This window comes from Streptomyces sp. bgisy027 (genome assembly GCF_057710365.1).
This window is the reverse complement of record NZ_JBYIVZ010000089.1, coordinates 1-20,617: the sequence shown is the minus strand read 5'-3', so window position 1 is coordinate 20,617 and position 20,617 is coordinate 1. Positions and strand designations below refer to the sequence as shown.

Sequence of the window (20,617 nt, the reverse complement as noted above, 5' to 3'; positions counted from 1 at the left end):
TCGGCCGTGATGTCGTCGGCGGTCTTGGTCAGGAGTGCTGTGTTCGCGTCGGCGTCGTGGCTGAGCATGAGGGATCGGTGGGGGAGCCGACCGAGTTGGTCGACCAGTTCGGCTGCTGCGGGATTGGCGGCCGGGGTCAGTTGGAAGATGTCGGGGTAGCGGTCCTCGGTCGTACGGGTGAAGACGTCCGACTCGGTCAGGGCACGGTCGTCGTCGAGAAGGACCGGAACCGCTGTGGCGGTGACCGTGGGGAACAGTAGTCCGGCCGCGGTGGCTTGGGTGGCCAGGGTGAGACCGAGCCAGGTGGAGAGTTGGTCGGGGAAGAACTGTGGCTTGAGTTCCTTGCCGGAGGGCTTCCACATGGGCGCGCGGCGGCCGTCGTGCAGGGCCTTGGTCACGCTCGGGTGCTGGGTGGGGTGGAGCTGTTCGCCAGCGAGGACCCTTTCGCGTACCTGGTCGTAGAGGCCGGTTGCATCGAGCAGGCCGAGTCCGATGGCGGCAGCCGACGGCCAGGGCAGTACTTTGACCGAGCTGTCGGCCTCGGTGCGGGCGAAGACGCGGTCGTTGGCGAGCAGCTCCCATCCCTGGCGGGCGAGGAGGAGGGCTGTGGTGGTCTTGCCGGCGCCCTTGTCGCCGAGGGTGAGCACGGTGCGGCCGTCCTTGACGGCAGCAGAGGCGTGAAGGACGGTCCAGCCGTCGGCGAGGAGCTGGGCGCGTACGAGCTCGCGTGCGAGGCGGGCGGCGGCGACGGCGACGGGTTCGCAGTGCTCGCCGACGATGACGATGTGGCGCCGGTCGGCGTGGTAGGCAAGGCGTTCGTCGGGCTGCACGGCGTAGGTGATGCCGTCCTGTCGTGACACGAGCGTGCGGGCGTTCGCGTAGTCGGTCTCGGCGAATCCGTAGTCGCGGACGAGGGTGTGAATGTCCTCCATCCGGTCGGTGTCGACGTCGGCCAGGACCAGGCCGCCGCCGTCCTCGGCGATCCTGTCGCCCGATGGGGCCTTGGCCGTGGTGGCGTTCCACCACGGGCCGAAGTAGCGGCGGGACCAGTCGGTGACCTCCTCCATCTGGGAGGCGACGGTTACGGTGGCGGTATCGGCGGTGATACGGGTAGCGGTCAACGGCACGACGGTGCTCCTTCACGGTTGATGTTGCGATAGGCGGCGCCCAACTTGGCGCGGGCCGCGATGAACTGGGCGGTTTCCCGCTCGTTCAGGGGCAGAGGGGTGACGGTGGGCTGACCGGAAGCGATCTGCACCCGGATTCCGAGCCACACACCGCCGCGGTTGACGGACAGCACGTCCGTGCCGTCCTCGATGGCCAGGAGCTTGCGCAGGGCGGACACCGTGGCCGCGGCCGGGCCGTTGCGGACACGGCCGATCCCGGAGTTGATCCGGCGCGGCCGGTCGCGGAGCTCAGCCGTCACGACATCGAGCGGCACCACGGCGGGCCGCCCGTTGATCGTGGTCGACGACGCGCAGATGACCGCGCTGTCGCCGTGCTCGCCGATCACGTAGCCTTCAACGGTCTCGACCGGCACGCGGTGATGCTGGGCAAGGGCGGTGTCCGTGGCGGAGCCGATCCCGACCACCTGGCGCGCGCGGGACAGGTCGGCGAAGTAGCGGGCCAGCACGTCGACCGGGTTGGTGACCATGACGACGATGCCCGGATAGCCGGTCAGGGTGTGGGCCCACTCGGCGATGACCGTGGCATTCGCGGCCAGTCCGGCCATGCGCACATCCGCGGAACGGGTGTTGGTGAAGTGGGCACGAGGGCAGATGACCAGCGCGTCAGCGTCGGCCATGTCGGCCCGGATGGCGGTGAACACGTGAGGGCCTCCCACGAGTTGCCGGGCCTCTTCCAGGTCCGTCACCAGGCCGCACGCGGCATCGGGCGCGCGGGACGTGACCAGCAGACGGGTACACCAGGGCTCGGCAGCCAGGAGCGCGGCTACGGTCTGGCCGACCGCGCCGGCACCGATGACGCCAACGGTGTAGCGGCGGGTCATCGAACCGCCTCCCGGGTCACCGACGCGAGCGCCAGGCGCCACACCACGTCAGGATCGGTCCCGGCGGTCAGGTTGGCACTGACGCAGTCCAGGACCGTGCACAGGGCCGGAGCGGAGTCGACGACCGCACACGCGTGTTCCGGCAGCGGCAGCGCGGCCGGGGCGGCGAGGTACGTCGAGAGGATGTTGACGCTGTCCATCAGCCACGTGACCAGCAGCCGGCGCAGCCACATCCCGCGCTCGGCCCGTCCGATGTGCCGGGCCTGGCCCCGTGTGAAGGTGTCGATGCCTTCCACCACGAGGGCAGAGCGATGGACCGGCACGGCCGAGAGTACGGAGATCAGGGCGCGGGAGGCGAGCTTCGCGGTGTCCTGGTGGGCACCCCCACGGGACAGGCCCGGGTCGATGAACACCGGGTGCTCGTCGGGCCCGTCCGGGAAGAGGACGTGTTCGGGCTTCAGGTCGCCGTACACGACCAGACGGGGGCCGGGGGCCGGAGTGAGCCGGAGTTTCAGCAGCCGGGCCACCACCGTCCCGAGCACGGCCACCACGCCGCGGCGGGTGCGTTCGTTGAGCTGGTCGGCGCCGAGCCGGGCGACGTAGGCGCGGCCGGAGATGCCGTTGAACTTCCGGCGGAACGTCGTGTCGATGCCGCGCTCGGCGATTGGTGCCGCGTCGACCGCGTCGACCACTGTCGGTGACTGGAGCGCGGCGAGGCCGCGGAACGCTCCGGTCATCAAGTCGGCGGTCCGGGCGGGTTCCTTGGTGATCAGGTCGAGCAGGCTCGGGCCGGTCACGGCCTCAGTGAACAGCACCCCGTTCCGGTAACCGGCGCATCGGGCGACCCGGATCCCGGCAGCGTCCAGGGCCCGGAGCTGGGCAGCCTCCCGGGCCAGCAGCGACGTGGGCGTCGTCGCGTAGGCGGCTTGTGCCGCACGGACCCGTCCCCCGTCCCCCGCGACGCCCCGCAGCACGGAGACGAGGGAGAGGCCAAGGACGGAGTCCTTCGCGAACAGCTCGCGGCCGGCGAGCTGTACCCGGCGCACGTAGCCGGTGACCGACGGGACGTGAGTGCCGAGCGTCACAGGCTCGCTGGGCCACTCCTCGGTTGCCGCGCGGCGTATCCGGTCGGCGGAGAGCTCGAACAGGGTGCCCGGTTCGGGCAGGACGTGCGGCATGCGGAGCCTCCAACGAGGGAGAGGGACGGAAGGTGTGTGCCGCTCTGTCTCATGCGGGCGAGCACGGGAGTGGACACAGGGGAGGCGGGGCCGGTGGCCGGGCGGGAAGGGGAAGCACCGTCTGGCCACCGGAGATCACCAGTCGGCGCCGCCGTAGGCGAGCAGGGCGAGCACGAAGGCGGTGACCGTCACGACGAAGAGGAGTTGTGCGGTGACCTGTCGCCAGCCGATCCGGGATTTCCGCCGCCGACGCGGTGGCGGGGCGGCCTTCCGGTACGCCCTGTCTAAGCCGTCGAGCGGTGTCACAGGGGCACCCTCAGCTCTGCCCAGCAGCGTTTGCCCCACGGACGGGCGGCGGGGCCGAGCCGGTCGTAACCCCAGCGCTCGCTCAGGGATTCGACGATGACCAGCCCTCGCCCACTTTGCTCCTCGCTTTGAGGAGTACGCAGGTGAGGAATGCATTCGGGCGCGCGGTCGATGACCGCGAGGTAGACGCGCGCGTCACTGGGCCGGTTGACGATGACCCGGACAGAGGGACCTCGCGCGTGCCGCACCGCGTTGGTGAACAGCTCGGCCATCACCAGGGCTGCGGACTCGGCCACCTCGCCGGGGAGGTTCCATGCGGAACACGCCGTGCGGGCCAGACCGCGGGCCAGTGGCGCCGTCTCCTCGGTACGGGGGCGGAGTTCGCTGTAGCCGGGACATCCCTTCGCGCGGGGGTGGCTCGCCGTCGTCGTCATGGATCACGCCTTGGTCCGGGGGCGGGGGGAAGCCGTGCCGGCCCCTCTCGGGGGATCGGGATGGAGGGGCCGGCACGGCCGTCAACCGGCCGCCCGATGGGCATCACCGAACGGCCTGTAATCACTCAACTCCGGTGCGCGCAGCGGGGTAAGGGAGCAGAGTGGAGCCACGGTTGAACTGGTTGAACACAGCCCGGGGGTTGGAATGGGACGACGACCGCGCACGCCCAACACGGCCCTCGCAGGCCTGATGCAGACGGAGACCATCGGAAACGCGCAGCTCGCGCGGCGTGTGAACACCGTCGGGAAGGAACTCGGGGTCACGCTGCACTACGACAAGTCGAGCGTGTCGCAGTGGCTTGCCGGCAGCAGGCCGAAGCCGCAGGCCCGGCCCGCCATCCTGGAGGCGCTCTCGAGGCTCGCCGGACGACCAGTAACGTCCGCCGAAGTCGGATGGGGGGACGACCCCGCCGAGGAGCGTGACGTTGCATCAGGAGTGGTGGCGCTGAGCCGAGCAGACATGGACCCATCCCGCCGCAACGTGCTGACCGCTGGCATGTACGCGGCCACGCTGGTGGTTCCCACCTACGACGAGCTCACCGACGAGCTCGACCAGCGCGTGAAGGAGACCAGCGCGGGGCCCACGCTGCGGATCGGGATGAGCGACGTTGAGACAGTCACCAAGATGACGGACAAGGTTGCCGAGATCCTGGACGAGATCGGCGCAGGCCACGCACGGCCGATGGCGGCGGCGTTCATCACCAACACGATTGGGACGTACCTGCGTGCCGATGCCTCGGAAGCGGTGCGCAACGCGATGCTCGCGGCCGTCGCTGACTTCGTCTACCTCACGGGATGGATGGCGATGTACGAGACGAAGCAAGGACTCGGCCAGAAGTACTACCGATCCGCCCTCGATCTCGCGGCCGAGGGCGGAGACCACATCACCTACTGCCGGACCCTGCGCGGCATGTCCTTGCAGGCATCCCACCTCGGCTACGGAGAAGCGGCCTTGAAGCTCGCGGACTCCGCAGCAGAAGCCGCCCCGGCATCCGGCCCGCGTCTCGTGGCGTTCCTGCGCGGCCAGCAGGCCGCCGCCGCGGCGATGACCGGTGACCGGACCACCGCCCTTACCCGGCTCCGCGAGACGGAGACTGCGCTAGCCCAGGCCGACAACCGGCGGGACGCCGTGGGCGGCTACGACGAAGCCGCCTACCACTTCCACGAGGCACACGTCAGGTGGTCACTCAAAGACGGACCCGGCAGCATCAAGGCCCTGCACCGCTCGAACGCCGCCCGCAGCCCCCAGGAGCGGCAGGGCCGCGTGCACTGCCTCGGAGTGATCGCCGAGCGGCAGATGGCCATGCGGCACGTGGAGGCAGCCTGCGCCACATGGGCTGAGTTCCTCGACGAACACCAGATGATCAGCTCTGCACGCGGGGACGAACACCTGCGGAACCTGCGCACGCAGCTCAAGCCGTACGCCTCACTGCCAATTGCGCGCACCCTCGGCGAACGGGCGCGCGAAGTCGCCAGGCTCAAGACAGCCTGACGCCACCATGGCCGCCGCATCGGCCTAGCGTGCGCCCAGAAGGAGTTCGTGGATGAGGGCCTCGGTCTCCGTCTCCAGGGAGCAGTCCAGTGTCTGGTTGACCTGCTGGACGCGGGTGATGGCGGTGTGCAGTCCTTGCCGGTTCCCGGCCGCGTGCTCGATGCGGAGCCAGTCGCGATACAGCAACTCTGCTGTGGGGTCGACGTCGAGGCCAGTCGCGACGGCCTGGCGCGCCGCGCTGAGGTCATGGTGCGGACCTGAGGGCGTGCGGTATGTGGCCACAGAGTGCACAACGTCGATGATCCGCGTGGTCATTTCCTGCTGGTAGGGCTCTGCCCAGGGCAGCGGCTTGCCGCCGAAGGGCTTGCCGCGGACCAGGCCGAGGGCCTTCTCCAGGTCAGGCAGACCGGTAGGACCCATCGGCAGGGCATGTTCGACGAGCTGCAGGAAGCGGGTCCAGTCGCAGCGCACAGTGGGGGAGAGCAGATACGGGTCTTCGCCGGAGGTGCGGCGTGGCACGTAGGGATTGCCGGAGGGATCGTTGCCAAGGGAACGACGCAGGCCTCCTATCCGGGCGTTGAGGGTGCTCGCCGACCACGGGTTGACGGGGTCCATGTCGGAGCACAGCACGTCGGCACTGCGCCCTGGCCGGAACAGGAGCAACGCGGCGAGCTGCGCCATCCGCGGCCCGTGGCCGGTGCTGTCCACGCCGGTCACCTCGACCGGACCCAGGACCCGGATCTCCGGCGCGTGCAGGGCATGCGCCTCGGCTCCCTCCGCCTGCGGCCCCTCGTAGCCGTCGGCCAAGTCCGCGTTCTCGCCCGCTTCCCCGGCATCATCAAGGGCTCTGGGCTCCGGCGCCGTCGAGGATGCTGCTCCCGGGCCTGGGCCAGTCTCATCGTGGCCCTGCCCCGGCACGGTGGCGGCGGGCGGGAGACGCAGTCCGGACGAATCCGTGGTGGCGGCGAGCAGAGCCGGGAACCCCTCGCTGCTCTCGTTCTGCGCTGTCGCCACGGGCGCCGGCACGGAGGGCTCCTTCGCCACGAGCGGCTGCGGTGCTCCCTCGGGCTCTTCCGGGAGATCTTGCCAGGGTCCTTCGGCTGGGTTGGCTGGCTGTCCCGATACCTTGAGGGCGGTGGTGATCTGCACGTAGGCGGCGTGCTCCAGGCGCTGCATGGTGACGTCGATGCCGGCGTGGTCGAGGTGCTGCGGCTCGGTGACGGAGGCGTTGAGGAGTTCCGCCTCGGGGAAGCACATGGCGGCGGAACTCGCCGGGGCGACCAGCGTGACGGGCACTGAGCCGGACCTGCTCATCACATCGGCGAACCGCCAGGCCGTGTCTACGTCCAGCGCGGCCGCGCACAGCAGCAGATACGGCTGACGCTGAGTTTCGGGCATCTGATGCGTTTCCAGCAGCCGCTCGGATAGATCCCGCAGCGCGTGCTCGGCCTGCCGCATGTAGGCGATCCGCGCGGTGGGCAGCAACTGCGGCAGATCCTCACCGAATCCGATCGCGACGACCTCGGCCTCGCTGGACCACGGGCTCATCGCGAGCTCCAGAGCGAGCGAGGTGCACACCTCGGTGATGTGGACCGGGTTGCCGTCCAGCAGCAGCGCGGGCACCTGCGCAAGATTGAGCAGCAGAAGATCACCCGCCCTTGTGGTGCCGGTGGTGACCAGTCCCGGATACGGTGCCGGCACCTCCCGGGCGGCCTCTTCGTCCAGGAGGACGGCATCAGAGGGCAGGACCCACCAGCCTCCCCGCCCGGCTACGAAGGGTACTGTTGCCTCCCGGGCGAGGCCCTCGGGTAGCACCTCCAGGTTGCGGGTTCCGATCCGCGCAGCCCGAAGCGCCGGCAGAACTCCGCCGCTGTCTGTGTCAGCGAGCCGGCGAGCGAGTGTCCGAAGCGCCACATCCAGGCGGGCCGCTCCGTCGGGCTCGGCGGCCGCCGCCAACTGGGCTTCCGCCGTGGACGGTTCCGGTGCGATGGCGATCGTCTCGCCGGGTTTGCGGCGGCGCCGCTGCAGCGTCCGGCGCAGGGCGAGGGCACCGGTGACGGCGGCCGCCAGCAGCGCGCCGGCGCCAAGAACGGTTCGCAGGTTCAGCGGACTGCTGGCCGGAGTCGGCGCCTGGGAGGCCGCAGGAGCGGATGACGGGGCAGCGGAGCCGGATGACTCAGCCGACGGTGAGACGGCGGAGGCCGAGGCGGCGGGCCGGGGCGCCGCAGAGGCTGATGCCGACGGAGAGACCTGATCCTGCCCGGGCCGCTGCCCACCACTGGTTGGCGACGCGCTGGGGGCCGGCGCATCGGGCGCAACTGGTGCGGTGTGACTGGGCGCGGGCGCCTGCTCCTCACCCGCGCCCGCGCCTGCCCCCGGGTCCTGCGTGGCGTCGGGCTTCTCGACGGCCGGGGGAGCTGTCTCCGTGCTTCCCGACTCCTCCTCGGAGGCGTGCTCTTGGGGCTTCTGCCCAGGCTGGGTTCCTGGCACGGTGACTTGCTGTCCGGGGCGGATCAGGTCTGGGTCGGTGATGGCGGGCAGGCCGTCCGGCTGCGGCTTGCCGCGGCTGGCGTTGAAGAGTCGAGGCCAGTCGTTGCCGTCGCCGAGTTCCTCCTCGGCGATCTTTGACAGGTAGTCGCCGGACTGGACCGTGACGACGTGCTCGCTCTCCTCGTCGGCAGCCGGGGCGCTGTCGTCCAGCTGCGTCCGGAAGCCTCCCGCAGCCTCGCCGGTATCGGGCATCTGCAGTTGCCAGCCGGGTTGCAGGAAGCTGTTCGCGTGGAAGACTTGGCCGTCGGTCATGGTCCTGCCCTCGTTGAGGTCGGCGATCTCCTGCCAACGCTCTCCGTCTCCCAGTTCCCGCTCGGCGATGGCCCACAGGCTCTCCGCCGGTCGTGTCTCGCGGACCGTGTACGAGGAGCGGGACGCCGAGGTACTCGCTGCGGACGTGTGAGCCTGATCTGGGCTGGTGGTGTGTGAGCCGGGGGCGTGTGGGGCGGGTGTCGTCTGGCCGGGGATGTGCGCAGCGGTGCTGGCCGGCGAGGCCTGTGCGTCGGAGGCCAGCGCCGAGCTTGTCGGCAGCAGGACCAAGATGCTGCCGATCAGCAGGGCCGCGGCCCGCTGCGAGGAGCCCAGCCCGCGCGGGGCGTGCCACGTCCGGCCGCGCAGCTGCGCGATGAGCTCCCGCACAGCGCAGAACGCGAACTGGGCCCACCCGAACCAGCCCACCGCGACGAGCAGCAGCAGGAACACCGCGCCGGTGTCCTGCCTGTCCAGCAGGTGCATGAGGTCGTCGTGTGTGGAAGCCCAGATGACCGGGGTGGCCCAGGCCAGCAGCAGCGGCAGCCCGGCGACCGCGACGGTCAGGACGATCAGGCTGAGCACGGCCTTGAGGACACGACCCAGGGTGCGGCCGGCTGTCGCGGCGGGGGAGGGGGCGGTGCGCATCAGGTCCCTTCAGGAGCGGTGACGCCGTGCAGGAGGGTCGCCTTGCCGTGGCCGGTCACCGACAGGGAGCCGATGCCGACCGCCGCCAGAAACTTCGTGTCGTAGGAGCCGGTGACGACGACGCTGAGGGTTTTGCCGTCGCCGGACACGGTGACCGTGCCGGTGGCGCCGGCGGATTGCAGATAGGCCTGGGCGGCTGCTGCTGCGTCCTGCGGGTCCACGACGATCGCGTTGCCGCTGATGGCTTCGGCGGGGTCGATGGCCTGCCCGCCCGCCCGGGCCGCTTCCCCGGCGACGTAGTCGGCGCGCTCCGTGGCGCGCATCTTGCTGCCACCGTCGACGGCGATGCCGATGATCCCGATCAGGGCGAGGACGCACACCGCGACGAACACGGTGACGCCTCCCTGGTCGTCCAGCCGTGCTCGTAGCCACCACCGTCGGAAGATCATCAGGCACCTCGCTGCCGGTACATATCCACAACTGAGGTGGCTGTCGACTCGAGCGTCTTAGTCCCCGGGACTCCAGGAAGCAGGAGATCCGAGAGGGTGACCGTGCAGGTCACGGTTGCGGTGACCGTGGCCACCTGCCCCACCGGCACGTTCAGACCGCCCGTGTTGATGGCGACGCTGGTCGACTCGCACGTGATGCCCTGATCGTTCAGGGACTCGGCAGCCGCAGCGTGTGCGGCGGCCTGCGCGGCCCCCGCGGTGCGGTGAATGGAGGCTTCCCGGGCCGCGTCCTCGGCTGCAGCGTCGATCTTCGCGCCGGAAGTGACGATGCGGCCGCCCGCGATGGCCATGCAGAGGAACATGATCAGCGCGGGGAGGATGATGGCCGCCTCGATCGCGGCGCTGCCCTCATCGCCGCGGAGCCTGCGAGCCCAACGGGCAATGCGCCGAATCCGGGTCATTGTGGGACCGTCCATCGTTCCACCGGGCCGGACGCCGACTGTGTGATCTGCAGACCGGAAACGCCCGGGATCATGGACAGAGCGCTGCCGGAGACCTCCACCCGCACCCGCTGCCCATTGCTGCTTGCGGAAACGCTGTAGCCGGTCAGGCTGTCACCGGCGGTGCGAGTCAGCACGTCCCGCGCCTGGGCCGCACCCTCGGCTGGGCTTGAGTCGTAGGCGCGGGCTGCGCTGACGCCCTCGCGGGCAGCGGTCAGGGCGATCTGGCGCGCGTAGAACCACATGGAGGCCTGGACGACGGCCACCGTGGCGAGCAGCACGAACGGGAAGATGATCGCCATCTGGATGGAGGCGTCACCGCGGTCGTCACGCCATCGCCGACCGCGCCACCAGGTACCAATCCAGCCGCTGTTCCGCATCAGATGCCGTTCAGGGTCCCGTTGTACCTGTTGATCACCACTGCGATGGTTCCGGCGATCACCAAAGCGCCGGTGACAGCGGCCACCCAGATGATGATGGTGGTGAGGCTGATGTCGCCTCGGTCCGGCCGGCGGGTGGCCTCCTCCAGACCCTCGCGCCACCGTGTGGTCAGCCAGAAGACGGCACGGCGGGTGCGGGCTGCGGTGTACCTCATGTCCTTACCTCTCAGGGAGTGGGGTCGGGAAGGTCTTAGACAGTGACCATGCGGATCACTGCAGGGAAGGCCAGCAGCAACATGACCAGGACCGCGAGCAGGGCTCCAGGAGCGGTCATCCTCTCGCTGGCGGCGTTCGCCTCGGCGGCCTGATCGGCCAGCAACTCGGTGTTGAGCGCCGCCGTACGAGCCCGAAGCGCCTTGTAGACGGCGGCGCCGTCGGTGGCCGAACCACGCATGATGTCGGCGACGTCGTCCAGGACCGGCAGGTCGTACTCGTGGGCGAGCTGGGTCAGTGCCTCGTACGGTGGGATCTTCTCCAGACGGGCCCGGCGCAGCGCGCCCTGGAGGTAGAGGAAGGGCCAGCCGCTGCCTATCCCGGCGGCCTTCTCCAGTGCTTCGGCGGGGCCGGCGTCGGCGGCCCGCTTGAGCGCGACCAGGTCGAGGTAGGCGGACAGGGCGTGCGCGAACTCCTCGCGCGCCCGCTTGGCCTGGTCCCGTACCGCCAGGTCGGGAGTGATGAACAGCAGCAGAGAGATGAGGAGCCCGAAGACGGCGGGCACGTAGAACGGCAGGGAAACACCCGCCAGGATCCACGGGACCGACACGATCACCGGGCAGAGCAGACCGAGAGCGGCGAGCGCCGACTTCGTCAGCATGAACCGGCCCGGGCCCTGCCCGAGCAGGGCCAGATTGGTAGTGGGGATCCGAACGCCGGGCACACGCTCGAGGCGTGCCAGCAGCCACCGGCCCCACCGTTCCTCGCGGTCCAGGTCCGGCTCGGGCATGGTCAACGAGGCAGGGGCACTGCGGGCGAGCGCCGGGCCCAAGGCGGGCTGCGGGCGCAGCAGTTCCCGCACCAGCAGAGCGAGACCCGCACCGACCGTGCCACCGGTCAGGACGGCAGGCAGTAGGTTCACGCGCTGACTCCTTCCGGTTCACGTCGATCGACCGGCACGTTCTGCTCCGCCGATTGCACGGGCAGCCGCACGGTGCTGGCCGGGTCGGTGATCAGGAAACGGGGGACGCGGCGGAACGAACCCAGTTGCCGCATCAGGGCCAGCACTCCGATGAACGCTGCCGTCAGGAAGGCAAGCACCAGTTGCCCGAGAAGGGTTGAGTAGGGCCGGGTGTAGGACGGTACGAAGAACCCGGCCGCCACGATGCCGAGGGTGATGAAGGTCATCCACCGCACCGTGGTCCGCGGCTTCGCCCGGTCTGCTTCGATCGACCGCTTGCGGGCGACCTCGTCCCGGACCGTGCCCGACAGGTCCTCCAGGGCCTGAGCAAGGCCCGGACCGCGGTCGTTGACGGACAGGATGAGCGCGGCGATCACCTTGTCGGCGGTGACGTCGTCGAGTTCATCTGCGAACGCGCGGAGCGCGCCCTCCGGGCGCCAGCCCAGACGCAGCCGGTCGGACAGGTTCACGACCTGTGGGGCGAGTTCGTCCGGTGCCCCCTGCCGGCTGGCGATCATCGCCTGTTCCAGCCCCATGCCCAGGCGCAGCAAGCCCGCCAGCCGCTGGGTCCACTCACTCAACCCCTCCAGCTGGCCAATGCGTGCCTTCGCCACCTGGCCGGGGGTGATCAGCCAGGGCACGCCGATGACGGCAGCCCCCAGCAGCACGCCGCCCACGAAGTTTCCCGAGACCAGCCACACGACCCCGAACACCAGGACCGCCCCTGCGGCAAGAGTCCGCCGCCGCAGACGGGCATCCGCGCTCTGCACACTCCTGTCGTGCATGCTCCGCCACCTCTGCCGCAGCGGAGCCCGGCGCGGAGCCGTCGTACCCACGACACCCGCTACGAGGCCGATCAGGCCGCCGGCCACAGCCATGCCGCACAGCAGCCCCCACAACAGCGTCATCGCCGTACCTCCACCTTGAGCGGCAGCGGCGCTGGCCAGGCTCCGTAGGGCTGCTGGAGCAGGGAGGAGTCGAAGCCGACGCGGCGCAGGTCGTCGATGCAGCCCGGGTCCATCCGGGGCACTGCCCGCAGGTCCCCGAACTCGGTGCCGGGGGAGAAGACCGTGTTCGTGGCCGGGCGGCCGTTCTCGCCGATCCCGGTCAGCTCCAGGACGTGGGAGACGTAGCGGTGGCGGCGGCCGCCGATCTGCGTCTCGTCCGTCATGTCGACGTAGACGATGAAGTCCAGCCCGTTGGCGGTCTGCCGGTAGGCCAGCCCCTCAGAAAGATTGTTGTGGGCGAGCGCGTACAGCTCGGCGATCCGGTCGAAGATGATGTCCGGGCGGCGGGCGTGGATCGTGCACAGGGTGCCACCCGACCCGTTTGTCAGCGCCTGCATCATGGCGACGACTTCAGGCCCGCGGACCTCACCGACCACGATCCGGTCCAGCGACATCCGCAGCGCCGGGTGTATCAGGTCCAGCGGTGTGATCTCTCCGGCGCCGCGCCCGGTGACGTCCTTCTCGCCGTTGGATTCGCGGCCCACCAAGCTGACGACCTGGTGGTGGTAGCCGTTGTCGTGGGCGAACAGTTCGTCCTCGGTCTGGATCGTGCTGAACCTCACCGCCGGGTCGAACTCGCGAAGCATCGCCCGCAGCAACGTCGTTTTACCGGCCTTCTGCTTCCCCGCGATCATGATGTTCTTCTCGGCGCGGACGCACGCGCCGAGGAACTGGCGCAGGATCGGGTCGATCGTGCCCATCTGTACGAGGTCGTCGAGGCCGGCGTGGGAGACACGGTGCCGGCGGATGACGGCATAGGTCATCGGGCCGAGGCCTGTGATCGCCTGGAGGCGAGAGCCGTCGGGCAGGGACAGGGCGAGTGTGGGGTTTGCGGTGGAGATGGTGCGCTCGGCGTGCCCCGATCCCCGGGCCAGTTCGCGCAGCAGCTCGAGCAGTTCTTCCTCGGAGTCGGCGATAGGGCCGACCATGCGGCGTTGGCCGTCGCCGTAGTCGAGCCACACCTCGTGCGGGCCCTGGATGATGATGTCCTCGACACGGTCATCGTCCAGGTACGGCTGGAGCCGGCCGGCGCGGAACAGGACGTCGTACACGGCCCGCCGCAACGCCTCGTCCTGCTGCGGCGTCATCGCCTGGGCGTCCGACCACAGCGCGACGGCTTCGGCGATCCATGTCAAGCAGCGCTGTTCCTCGCTGGCCCGCGACATGTTGGGCTGTGTCTTCAGCAGTTCTTCGCGCTTCTTGGCGACCTGGGAGGCAATGTCCCGGGCCACTCGGTGGTCGACGGTGACCTGAGGGGCCGCAGTGCCGAGCACGTGCGCACTTGAGGCTGCACCGGCTGGTGGAGGTGTGCCGTTCGTCTGGTGCGCCCGCGCCTGGGGCAGGGGCGCCACCGTGGGGTCGGGGTGCAGGGGCCTACCGTGCATGGGTCACCTCCCCGCCCCCGGGGCGGATCTCGTGAGGATGGAGGCGGGCGCGGCGCATAGCGGCTCGCTGAATCAGCAGAGTGGTGGCCGTGCGGGCGGCCTTCATGAGCGGCGACTTGGTGAAGTGGCGCGGCTGCTCGGCGCCGTCGGAAAGCACCCGGGCTTCCTTCGGCGCGTACGGCAAGGTGGCTACCACCGGCACCTGAAGGACGCGTTGTACCTCGCCTGTGGGATACGGCCCCTCATTGATCACCAGGACGCTGACGTCGCCGACCTGCTCCTCCAGCGTGTGCACCCTTCCCTGAGCTGCCTGTAGACCGCGCATGGTGTTGCGCACGACCACGAACACGGCGTCGGCTTGTTCGGCCAGGATCCCGGAGGGCCCTGATGCCCCCCTTCGGCCGAGGTCGATCAGGACGTCGTGGTTGGTCTGGGCGTCGATGCCGCGGAACATCTGCCCGAGGATCTTCCAGACCGAGCCCAGGCTCGCCGCTTGCAGGGGGTCGGTGATGCCGGGCAGCAACAGCCGATCGCGTGGTGAATCCTTTTTGCCGTCTTCACCGCTCAGGTCGATCAGCTGACGCCAGAAGGCGTCGCTGAACTCGTTCTTGCGGGCCGCGACCGAGAGGTTGCGCAGCCCGTACCGGTCGCCGAGCGTGCCCTGCAGCAGACCGTGCAGGACGGCACCGCCGTCCGGGTCGCATTCGGCCAGGATCATCCGCCGACCCGGGTCCAGCGGCCACGACAGCAGCAGGGCGAGGGCGCTCGTGGTGACGCCGGGCGCGCCGCTGCATCCCGCGAGCGCTATCACCGCCATCAGTTGCCGTCCGGAGCAGCAAGGACCAGGCGCACGGTGCCAGCCGACACCCAAGCTGCGGCCGTCGCCCCTTGAGCGGCCGTGGTGGCAACGTCGACGACGACGGTCCCGGTGCCAGGAGCGGCACTGGAGGCCTTCACGACCCGTCCGTCGATGGTCTCCGGCACGGTGTCGGACGTTTTGCCGACGTCGGCCTGGCCCTGGGCCGGGACGTGGACCAGCTGAACCTTCTGGCCCGGCACGAGCGCCGTGGCCGGCACCTGCTCCGGCTTAAGCCCGATGGGCACCAACTGCTCACCGGCCTTCACCACCGAGTCCTTCGTCACCTGAGACGGAGCGAGCAGGGAACCCGGCTTGAGCTCGACAGCTGCCCGCTTGCCCACGACGGACGCCAGGTCGTTGCCGCGCACCGCTTTGACGGCCGGGTCCAGGGTGATGGAAGCCGTGCCCAGATCATCCTCGGTCACGACCTGGCCGACCTGGACGTCGCGCACCACGGTCACCACCTCGGTCCGGTGGCCGACCTGCAGCAGCAGGACGGCAACACCGGCCCCTCCGGCGGCGATCAGCGCCAGCGACAAGGCGATGACACCTGGTCGGCGGCGACGGGCTGACACCCGCGGGGGAGTGACGGGCCCGGCCGCGGGCCCTTGCTGGGGGGCGCCGTTCGAGCCGGCTGTGCCGAGACGTTCTTGGGTCTTGCTCAACGTTCCGTCCTTCCGGCGCCGTTACCTGACGACCTGCAGTTCGCCGATCGGCACCTGCACGTTGGTTTGCCGGATCTCGGTGAACTGTCCTGTCTCGCCATCGCCGTTGACCTGCCAGTTCACACTCCACGTGGCGGTCGCGGTCACGCTGTACTCGCCCTGGGCCTGCGAGGCCGAGGTACGGGAGTAGGCGTGGCCGCAGGTCGGCGACTCCTGCTTGCCGTAGGAGGCGACATACTTCGTCCCAGCTCCGTTGCAGGTGACTGACGTCCCGTCGCCCATCGCCCAGACGATCTGCGTCACCTTGGCAGTGGCGGTCACCGTGACACCGCCCGCGCTGGCGCTCGTGGTGTTGGGACCGAACGTCGTGGGACTCGGGTTCACCCACAGCCACATGGGCACACCTACGACGTACGTGCCCGCCGGACGAGGACTTGCAATGTCAGGGCCGGACAGTTTCATCTTGTTGACAGCCTGATGAGCCACCACGACGGGATCCACCGCAGGAACGTCCGCGCCTTCATCGGCGACGATGACAGACGTGATGGGAGCGCCGTCCGGGCCGTTCTTGCACGTGCGTATGTACGCTACTTCGCCGGGCTTCCTGTCCCCGCCAAACGCGCTGCCAATAGGCGGTTGCGGATCCATTTTCGTGACAGTGCAGACAGGTTTGCTGCCACTGTTCTCGTTGTCCGAGTCTGCTGCGGCAGAACCGGAACCTGGCTTTGCGGTGTCCTGGTCTGCCTCGCAGACCACCCACTTGCCTGCTCCGCTGCAGGAGCCGTCTGCGGGCGGTCCCGCGAGTGCGGGCGCACTTGATGTCAGTGACACCAGGCCGACCGCGGCCAGGGTGAGGCCCGCTTGAGTCAGCAGGCGTCCTGCTGTGGTGTGACCTCGACGATCCTCCACTGCTTCCCCCACTTTTCCGCGGTGACCTTGGTCTCGTAACGGATGAGCCGGTTCTCCGGCATTGCTACGGGCTTGCCGGACTTGCGGTAGACGAACTTCCAGTCGGTACTGTCCAGACAGTCCGTCAGCTGGGCGCTGGGCACCTTCCTGGCCGAGTCGAGCTTGTCGACCTTGGCGTTGTGGGTCGGCGCGCCGGTCGTCACGATCCCTTTCGATCGCAGGTCAGTCAGGTCGGTCTCGGTGCTTACCAAAGCCTTCGCTCCGGCATAGCGGCTGAAGTCTGTGCCCTTGGTGTCGCCCTTTGCGTACGCCTTTACCTGCTCGGCCCAGAAGTGGCTGTAGGCGTCCAGGGCGGCTGCCTTCTCCGCAGCCTGCGGATCTGTGCTCGGCGAAGGCGTGGGTGAGAAGGATGGGCCGCTCGTTGTCGAGGATGTCGTCTGTGTGGCCGCAGGGGCTTTTGAGTCGTTGCTGCATCCGGTGAGAATCACCAAGCCGGCCGAAGCGACGGCCGTTACGCACTTTCGGATGTGAACGGTGCTGAGTCCCGTCCGGCGGGAATTTAGTGTCACGTGGTCTCCCCGTATGACGCGGTGCGGCCGACCGAATGCCCAGCTACCGCACCCGGCAGCCCGGTTCCGCACCATGTCCATCTGCGGTGATGCGTTTGCGTGACGGTCAGGTTACGCATATGTCAGTCGACTGCCCATGCTGATATTTGGGTTCACTCGTACAACTTGGGGCGTATCCGGTCACTTTCAGAACCAGGTGTCGATTTATAGTCACCGAATCCGCAAGTTTCTTCCGTTAGTTGGGGCGGGCGTCCGGTTTTTACGCGTGCCTCAGTTGCCGGTCGGGTGCTCATGCGTTGATGACACCTTCGGTCCCAGCGATACCGTGGTCCGTCGGTCGGCCGTGAGGAAATGGTGAGTGACCATGGCCGTACTGGAAGCGCACGGGGAGAGCCAACGGCCCGCGCCATGCGCGGAATGCCGACGTCGGCTTGCTGGCGGCAGAGGGTCAGCCGGGGCTTGGCGTGGCGAGCGGGCTGGGTCCGTCTTACGGTCTGCGGGCCGGCGCTCCTGCTCCCTGACCCCTTCTGCGTCGAGCGCGCCGGACACGTGCATCGCACTGTCACTCTCTGGTGATGGCTGACGTTGCCGTGTAACGTCACTTCCCAGATGTCGTGACTGGCAGCACCCGCCCGCGCCCCGGCGCGGGCGCCTTGTTGTGCGGAGCGGTTCAGGGCATCGCCGGGACCGCGCAGTGCGGATCCGGATATCAAGCGGAAGGCACCAGTATGGCCAGCGGAACCGTCAAGTGGTTCAACGCCGAAAAAGGGCTTCGGATTCATCCAGCAGGACGGCGGCGGGCCGGACGTCTTCGCGCACTACTCCAACATCAACGCTTCCGGCTTCCGCGAGTTGCAGGAAGGGCAGGCGGTCACGTTTGACATCGCCCAGGGGCAGAAGGGCCCGCAGGCGGAGAACATTACGCCTGCCTGACCCTTGGACGTCATCTGGGCCCGGGGCAGTTGTCCCGGGCCCAGATCCGTACCTGATGAAGCCATCAGAATGCATTCATCAACCCGGTGAAGGTGTGGTGCACGCTGCACGACTCTTGTTGCGATGCGACAGGTGCGCGCCCTGAGTGAGCCCGGCTGACGACGACTGAGGCGGGCCGGCAATGGCGATGGGTACGGACCGAACCAAGGCGTGATTGGCGTCAGCGGGCGCGACGAAGTACCTGCCCTGGACGAGGAAGTTGCTGTCAACGAGGAACTCTTCTGGGAGGGGCCGCGCCGCAGCACGGCGCCACGGTGCTCGGGTCGGCGATTGGGGCGTAGCGGCCATGCGCGGGTCCTCGCGAGCAGGGCGAGCTGGTGTCCTCGCTGAACTTCTGGTGGTGAGTGAGGCGGCCAGAGCTGGTCGAAGAAGAATCAGGTGTCGATGTTGGAGCAGGGTCGGCCCTATGGTCGGCCTTTTCTTCCGCACGGGGTTTTCAGCGCGGATGACTCCGCCCTCGGAGGTCTTGCCCTGCCATGTCCGAGGGCGGAGTCGTGTTGGCTTGGTGGCGAAGGGGGCGTCTCCGGGCGGGTCCTGCGGTTCTGGGCGGCGGGATGTCGGCCGCCGCGGGAGTGGCGGCCGGGGGCAGTTGGAAGATGTCGGGGTAACGGTCCTCGGTCGTACGGGTGAAGACGTCCGATTCGGTCAGGGCGCGGGTGTCGTCGAGAAGGACTGGGGACGCTGTGACGGTGACCGTGGGGAACAGCAGCCCGGCCGCGGTGGCTTCAGTGGCCAGGATGAGGCCGAGCCAGGTGGAGAACTGGTCAGGGAAGAACTGCGGCTTGAGTTCCTTGCCCTAGGGCTTCCACATGGGGGCGCGGCGGCCGTCGCGCAGGGCCTCGGTCACGCTCGGGTGCTGGGTCGGGTGGAGCTGTTCTCCGGCGAGTACCCTTTCGCGTACCCGGTCGTAGAGGCCGGTTGCATTGAGCAGGCCGAGCCCGGCGGCGGCAGCCAACGGTCAGGGCAGTACTTTGACCGAGTCGCCGGCCTCGGTGCGGACGAACACGCGGTCGTTGGCGAGCAGCCCCCGTCCTGGCGAGCGAGCAGGAGAGCCGTGGTGGTCTTGCCGGTGCCCTTGTCGCCGAGGGTGAGTACGGTGCGGCCGTCTTTGACGGCGGCGGAGGAGGCGTGAAGGACTGTCCAGCCGTCGGCGAGGAGCTGGGCGCGTACGAGTTCGTGGGCGAGGCGGGCGGCGACGGCAACGGGTTCGGAGTGTTCGCCGATGATGACGAGGCGGCGCCGGTCGGCGTGGTAGGCAAGGCGTTCGTCCAGCTGCACGGCGTAGGGCGGGAGCTTGCGCAGGGCGGACACCGTGGCTGCGGCCGGGCCGTTGCGGGCACGGCCGATCCTGGAGTTGATCCGGCGCGGCCGGTCGCGGGGCTCAGCCGATACGACGTCGAGCGGCACCACGGCGGGCCGTCCGCCGATGGTGGTCGACGACGCGCAGATGACCGCACTGTCGCCGTGCTCGCCGATCACGTAGCGAAGGCAAGTAACGCGCCTGGCGCGCCTTCGCTCCCACCCGCCAGGGCCACGGCGAGGGCGAGCCGAGCGCGGCCGACCTGGCCCGCATCGGGGGAGTTGCGGAGTCCCGCGCGCGTGACTGGCTGGTCAACTTCCGGGCGCTCCACCCGCGGGTGATTGCAGCCGAGGCCATCCAGCGAGCACAGGCTCGGCCGAACCGAGCAGACGAGCACAGCCAGCCGAGCGAAGCCGAGCACACCGCGAGGGCCGGTCTGTGGCTGCAGCGGGCAGCCGAGCAGCACACCGACGCAGCCGAGCACGCCATGGCGAGCTGACCGAGACAGGCGAGCAGAGGACGCCGCGACCCGAACACAGCCGGGCACGACGAAGGGGCCGCCTCAATCCGGGCGGCCCCTTCCGTGCGTTGTACCCGCTGTCAGACAGGGATGTTGAACTCGCCCCTGTTGGCGCCGTCGAGGAAGCAGCGCCAGACGTGGTCACTCACGACGAACGGGGGGTTGGACAGATCTTCGTTGTCGCGCAGGGCTACCCGGCCGTCCTCCAAGAACGCGACCTCCAAACATCCACCGCTGCCGCTCGATGCTGTGGCCTTGAACCATTCCAGATTGGCGGGAAGGTCGTTGTTGGTGCTCATGGTTTCTCCCTGGTGGCCGCTCTGAGGAGCCCCGCTGATTCGTCGGGGTCCAACGCGTGCGACCTCAATAGATCGAGGGACCGAGAGAACTTACGGACGTCGGTGGGGCGGTCCAAGTAGAGGTTCCCGGCCGGTGAGTCAACGTAGGCGACGGGCGGGGCATCCTCGAACTCAAGGAGGGCGAAGGCGCCGCCGAGCCCCGGGTGTGCGCCCTTGCTGACCGGCATCATCTGCAACGTCACGTTGGGAAGGCTGCCCAGCTCCAAGAGGTGACCGATCTGCTCACGCATGACGTTGGCATTCCCGATCGGCCGCCTGATCACTGTCTCATCCAGGACCGCCCACAGCTCCAGCGGATTGTTCTCCCTGGTCAGCAGCTCGGCCCGCTTGGCACGCAGGCCTACCAGGTCCTCGATGTCGAGAGGCCGGTTGGCCGGCCAGGCCGCCAGGATCTCCCGCGCGTAGTCCGAGGTCTGGAGGAGCCCGTGCACCAGCACCGGTTCCCAAGCCCGCTCCGTCTGCGCGTCAGTCTCGAAAGCCAACAAGGGCTCCAGGCCGCTGGGCAGAACCTCCCGGTAGCCGTCCCACCAGGCCGCACCCGAGACAGCGCCTGACGCCAAATTACGCAGAGTCTGAACCTGTTGGGGGTCGGTGATCTCGAACATTTCACACAGTGCTGTTAG

The 20,617-nt window shown here is 69.0% G+C and carries 21 protein-coding genes and 1 pseudogene; 2 read left to right on the top strand and 20 right to left on the bottom strand.

Annotation, left to right across the window (positions count from 1 at the left end; genetic code table 11):
- The 5 genes from AC3ETA_RS46060 to AC3ETA_RS46040 form a co-directional block, all read right to left on the bottom strand.
- On the bottom strand, positions 1 to 1,127 hold a 1,127-nt coding region (locus AC3ETA_RS46060; RefSeq protein ID WP_432198864.1), incomplete at its 3' end, for a phosphoenolpyruvate carboxykinase (ATP).
- Complete coding sequence (locus tag AC3ETA_RS46055) at positions 1,118 to 2,008, bottom strand: lactate/malate family dehydrogenase (RefSeq protein WP_432198863.1); 891 nt, start codon at positions 2,006 to 2,008, stop codon at positions 1,118 to 1,120. The genes AC3ETA_RS46055 and AC3ETA_RS46060, both read right to left, overlap by 10 nt.
- Positions 2,005 to 3,186 (bottom strand): phosphotransferase, encoded by a 1,182-nt coding sequence (locus tag AC3ETA_RS46050; protein WP_432198862.1) that lies wholly within the window; start codon positions 3,184 to 3,186, stop codon positions 2,005 to 2,007. The genes AC3ETA_RS46055 and AC3ETA_RS46050 overlap by 4 nt, the downstream gene beginning before the upstream one ends.
- A 135-nt stretch (positions 3,187 to 3,321) precedes the next feature.
- Positions 3,322 to 3,492 carry a hypothetical protein gene (locus AC3ETA_RS46045; protein WP_432198861.1) on the bottom strand — a complete coding sequence of 57 codons (171 nt, stop codon included), beginning with the start codon at positions 3,490 to 3,492 and terminating at the stop codon, positions 3,322 to 3,324.
- Positions 3,489 to 3,926 (bottom strand): ATP-binding protein, encoded by a 438-nt coding sequence (locus AC3ETA_RS46040; protein WP_432198860.1) that lies wholly within the window; start codon positions 3,924 to 3,926, stop codon positions 3,489 to 3,491. Before AC3ETA_RS46040 ends, AC3ETA_RS46045 begins: the two co-directional genes overlap by 4 nt.
- Positions 3,927 to 4,131: 205 nt before the next feature.
- Here AC3ETA_RS46040 and AC3ETA_RS46035 point away from each other — a divergent pair, with 205 nt between their 5' ends.
- Positions 4,132 to 5,478, top strand: a complete 1,347-nt coding sequence (locus AC3ETA_RS46035; RefSeq protein WP_432198859.1) for an NsdA family TPR-like regulatory protein — start codon at positions 4,132 to 4,134, stop codon at positions 5,476 to 5,478.
- Positions 5,479 to 5,502: 24 nt separating this feature from the next.
- Here the strand turns inward: AC3ETA_RS46035 and AC3ETA_RS46030 are convergent, their stop codons facing one another.
- From AC3ETA_RS46030 to AC3ETA_RS45975, 12 genes are all read right to left on the bottom strand, one after another.
- On the bottom strand, positions 5,503 to 8,925 hold the full coding sequence (locus tag AC3ETA_RS46030) for an AfsR/SARP family transcriptional regulator (RefSeq protein WP_432198858.1): 3,423 nt from the start codon (positions 8,923 to 8,925) through the stop codon (positions 5,503 to 5,505).
- The gene (locus AC3ETA_RS46025) at positions 8,925 to 9,374 is read right to left on the bottom strand and encodes a TadE/TadG family type IV pilus assembly protein (RefSeq protein WP_432198857.1); all 450 of its coding nucleotides are present in this window, start codon (positions 9,372 to 9,374) and stop codon (positions 8,925 to 8,927) included. The genes AC3ETA_RS46030 and AC3ETA_RS46025 overlap by 1 nt, the downstream gene beginning before the upstream one ends.
- The gene (locus AC3ETA_RS46020) at positions 9,374 to 9,835 is read right to left on the bottom strand and encodes a TadE family protein (protein ID WP_432198856.1); all 462 of its coding nucleotides are present in this window, start codon (positions 9,833 to 9,835) and stop codon (positions 9,374 to 9,376) included. Before AC3ETA_RS46020 ends, AC3ETA_RS46025 begins: the two co-directional genes overlap by 1 nt.
- Positions 9,832 to 10,254 (bottom strand): TadE family protein, encoded by a 423-nt coding sequence (locus AC3ETA_RS46015; protein WP_432198855.1) that lies wholly within the window; start codon positions 10,252 to 10,254, stop codon positions 9,832 to 9,834. Before AC3ETA_RS46015 ends, AC3ETA_RS46020 begins: the two co-directional genes overlap by 4 nt.
- On the bottom strand, positions 10,254 to 10,469 hold the full coding sequence (locus AC3ETA_RS46010) for a hypothetical protein (RefSeq protein WP_107905389.1): 216 nt from the start codon (positions 10,467 to 10,469) through the stop codon (positions 10,254 to 10,256). Before AC3ETA_RS46010 ends, AC3ETA_RS46015 begins: the two co-directional genes overlap by 1 nt.
- Before the next feature lie 35 nt (positions 10,470 to 10,504).
- The gene (locus AC3ETA_RS46005) at positions 10,505 to 11,389 is read right to left on the bottom strand and encodes a type II secretion system F family protein (RefSeq protein WP_432198854.1); all 885 of its coding nucleotides are present in this window, start codon (positions 11,387 to 11,389) and stop codon (positions 10,505 to 10,507) included.
- Entirely contained in the window at positions 11,386 to 12,336 is a 951-nt protein-coding gene (locus AC3ETA_RS46000; protein ID WP_432198853.1) for a type II secretion system F family protein, read from the bottom strand. The genes AC3ETA_RS46005 and AC3ETA_RS46000 overlap by 4 nt, the downstream gene beginning before the upstream one ends.
- Positions 12,333 to 13,709: a TadA family conjugal transfer-associated ATPase gene (locus AC3ETA_RS45995; RefSeq protein WP_488187672.1), complete on the bottom strand. Its 1,377-nt coding sequence runs from the start codon at positions 13,707 to 13,709 to the stop codon at positions 12,333 to 12,335. The genes AC3ETA_RS46000 and AC3ETA_RS45995 overlap by 4 nt, the downstream gene beginning before the upstream one ends.
- A gap of 100 nt (positions 13,710 to 13,809) precedes the next feature.
- Entirely contained in the window at positions 13,810 to 14,637 is an 828-nt protein-coding gene (locus tag AC3ETA_RS45990) for a CpaE/TadZ family protein (protein WP_432198851.1), read from the bottom strand.
- A complete protein-coding gene (locus AC3ETA_RS45985; RefSeq protein WP_432198850.1) occupies positions 14,637 to 15,344 on the bottom strand; it encodes an SAF domain-containing protein in 708 nt (235 codons plus the stop codon). The genes AC3ETA_RS45990 and AC3ETA_RS45985 overlap by 1 nt, the downstream gene beginning before the upstream one ends.
- A gap of 21 nt (positions 15,345 to 15,365) precedes the next feature.
- Positions 15,366 to 15,992 carry an ATP/GTP-binding protein gene (locus AC3ETA_RS45980; RefSeq protein WP_432198849.1) on the bottom strand — a complete coding sequence of 209 codons (627 nt, stop codon included), beginning with the start codon at positions 15,990 to 15,992 and terminating at the stop codon, positions 15,366 to 15,368.
- A 218-nt stretch (positions 15,993 to 16,210) separates the two neighbouring features.
- Complete coding sequence (locus AC3ETA_RS45975; RefSeq protein WP_432198848.1) at positions 16,211 to 16,744, bottom strand: hypothetical protein; 534 nt, start codon at positions 16,742 to 16,744, stop codon at positions 16,211 to 16,213.
- An 806-nt stretch (positions 16,745 to 17,550) separates the two neighbouring features.
- Here AC3ETA_RS45975 and AC3ETA_RS45970 point away from each other — a divergent pair.
- A pseudogene (locus AC3ETA_RS45970) lies at positions 17,551 to 17,755 on the top strand (cold-shock protein).
- Between the two features lie 903 nt (positions 17,756 to 18,658).
- Here AC3ETA_RS45970 and AC3ETA_RS45965 read toward each other — a convergent pair.
- From AC3ETA_RS45965 to AC3ETA_RS45955, 3 genes are all read right to left on the bottom strand, one after another.
- Positions 18,659 to 19,294, bottom strand: a complete 636-nt coding sequence (locus AC3ETA_RS45965; protein ID WP_432198847.1) for a hypothetical protein — start codon at positions 19,292 to 19,294, stop codon at positions 18,659 to 18,661.
- Positions 19,295 to 19,715: 421 nt separating this feature from the next.
- Entirely contained in the window at positions 19,716 to 19,934 is a 219-nt protein-coding gene (locus tag AC3ETA_RS45960) for a DUF397 domain-containing protein (RefSeq protein ID WP_432198846.1), read from the bottom strand.
- On the bottom strand, positions 19,931 to 20,617 hold a 687-nt coding region (locus AC3ETA_RS45955; protein ID WP_432198845.1), incomplete at its 5' end, for a DUF5753 domain-containing protein. The genes AC3ETA_RS45955 and AC3ETA_RS45960, both read right to left, overlap by 4 nt.

Coding starts and splice junctions, on each gene's coding strand:
- AC3ETA_RS46055 (WP_432198863.1), bottom strand. CDS start 2,008: ATGACCCGCCGCTACACCGTTGGCGTCATCGGTGCCGGCGCGGTCGGC.
- AC3ETA_RS46050 (WP_432198862.1), bottom strand. CDS start 3,186: ATGCCGCACGTCCTGCCCGAACCGGGCACCCTGTTCGAGCTCTCCGCC.
- AC3ETA_RS46040 (WP_432198860.1), bottom strand. CDS start 3,926: ATGACGACGACGGCGAGCCACCCCCGCGCGAAGGGATGTCCCGGCTAC.
- AC3ETA_RS46035 (WP_432198859.1), top strand. CDS start 4,132: ATGGGACGACGACCGCGCACGCCCAACACGGCCCTCGCAGGCCTGATG.
- AC3ETA_RS46030 (WP_432198858.1), bottom strand. CDS start 8,925: ATGCGCACCGCCCCCTCCCCCGCCGCGACAGCCGGCCGCACCCTGGGT.
- AC3ETA_RS46025 (WP_432198857.1), bottom strand. CDS start 9,374: ATGATCTTCCGACGGTGGTGGCTACGAGCACGGCTGGACGACCAGGGA.
- AC3ETA_RS46020 (WP_432198856.1), bottom strand. CDS start 9,835: ATGACCCGGATTCGGCGCATTGCCCGTTGGGCTCGCAGGCTCCGCGGC.
- AC3ETA_RS46015 (WP_432198855.1), bottom strand. CDS start 10,254: ATGCGGAACAGCGGCTGGATTGGTACCTGGTGGCGCGGTCGGCGATGG.
- AC3ETA_RS46010 (WP_107905389.1), bottom strand. CDS start 10,469: ATGAGGTACACCGCAGCCCGCACCCGCCGTGCCGTCTTCTGGCTGACC.
- AC3ETA_RS46000 (WP_432198853.1), bottom strand. CDS start 12,336: ATGACGCTGTTGTGGGGGCTGCTGTGCGGCATGGCTGTGGCCGGCGGC.
- AC3ETA_RS45990 (WP_432198851.1), bottom strand. CDS start 14,637: ATGGCGGTGATAGCGCTCGCGGGATGCAGCGGCGCGCCCGGCGTCACC.
- AC3ETA_RS45980 (WP_432198849.1), bottom strand. CDS start 15,992: ATGGATCCGCAACCGCCTATTGGCAGCGCGTTTGGCGGGGACAGGAAG.
- AC3ETA_RS45960 (WP_432198846.1), bottom strand. CDS start 19,934: ATGAGCACCAACAACGACCTTCCCGCCAATCTGGAATGGTTCAAGGCC.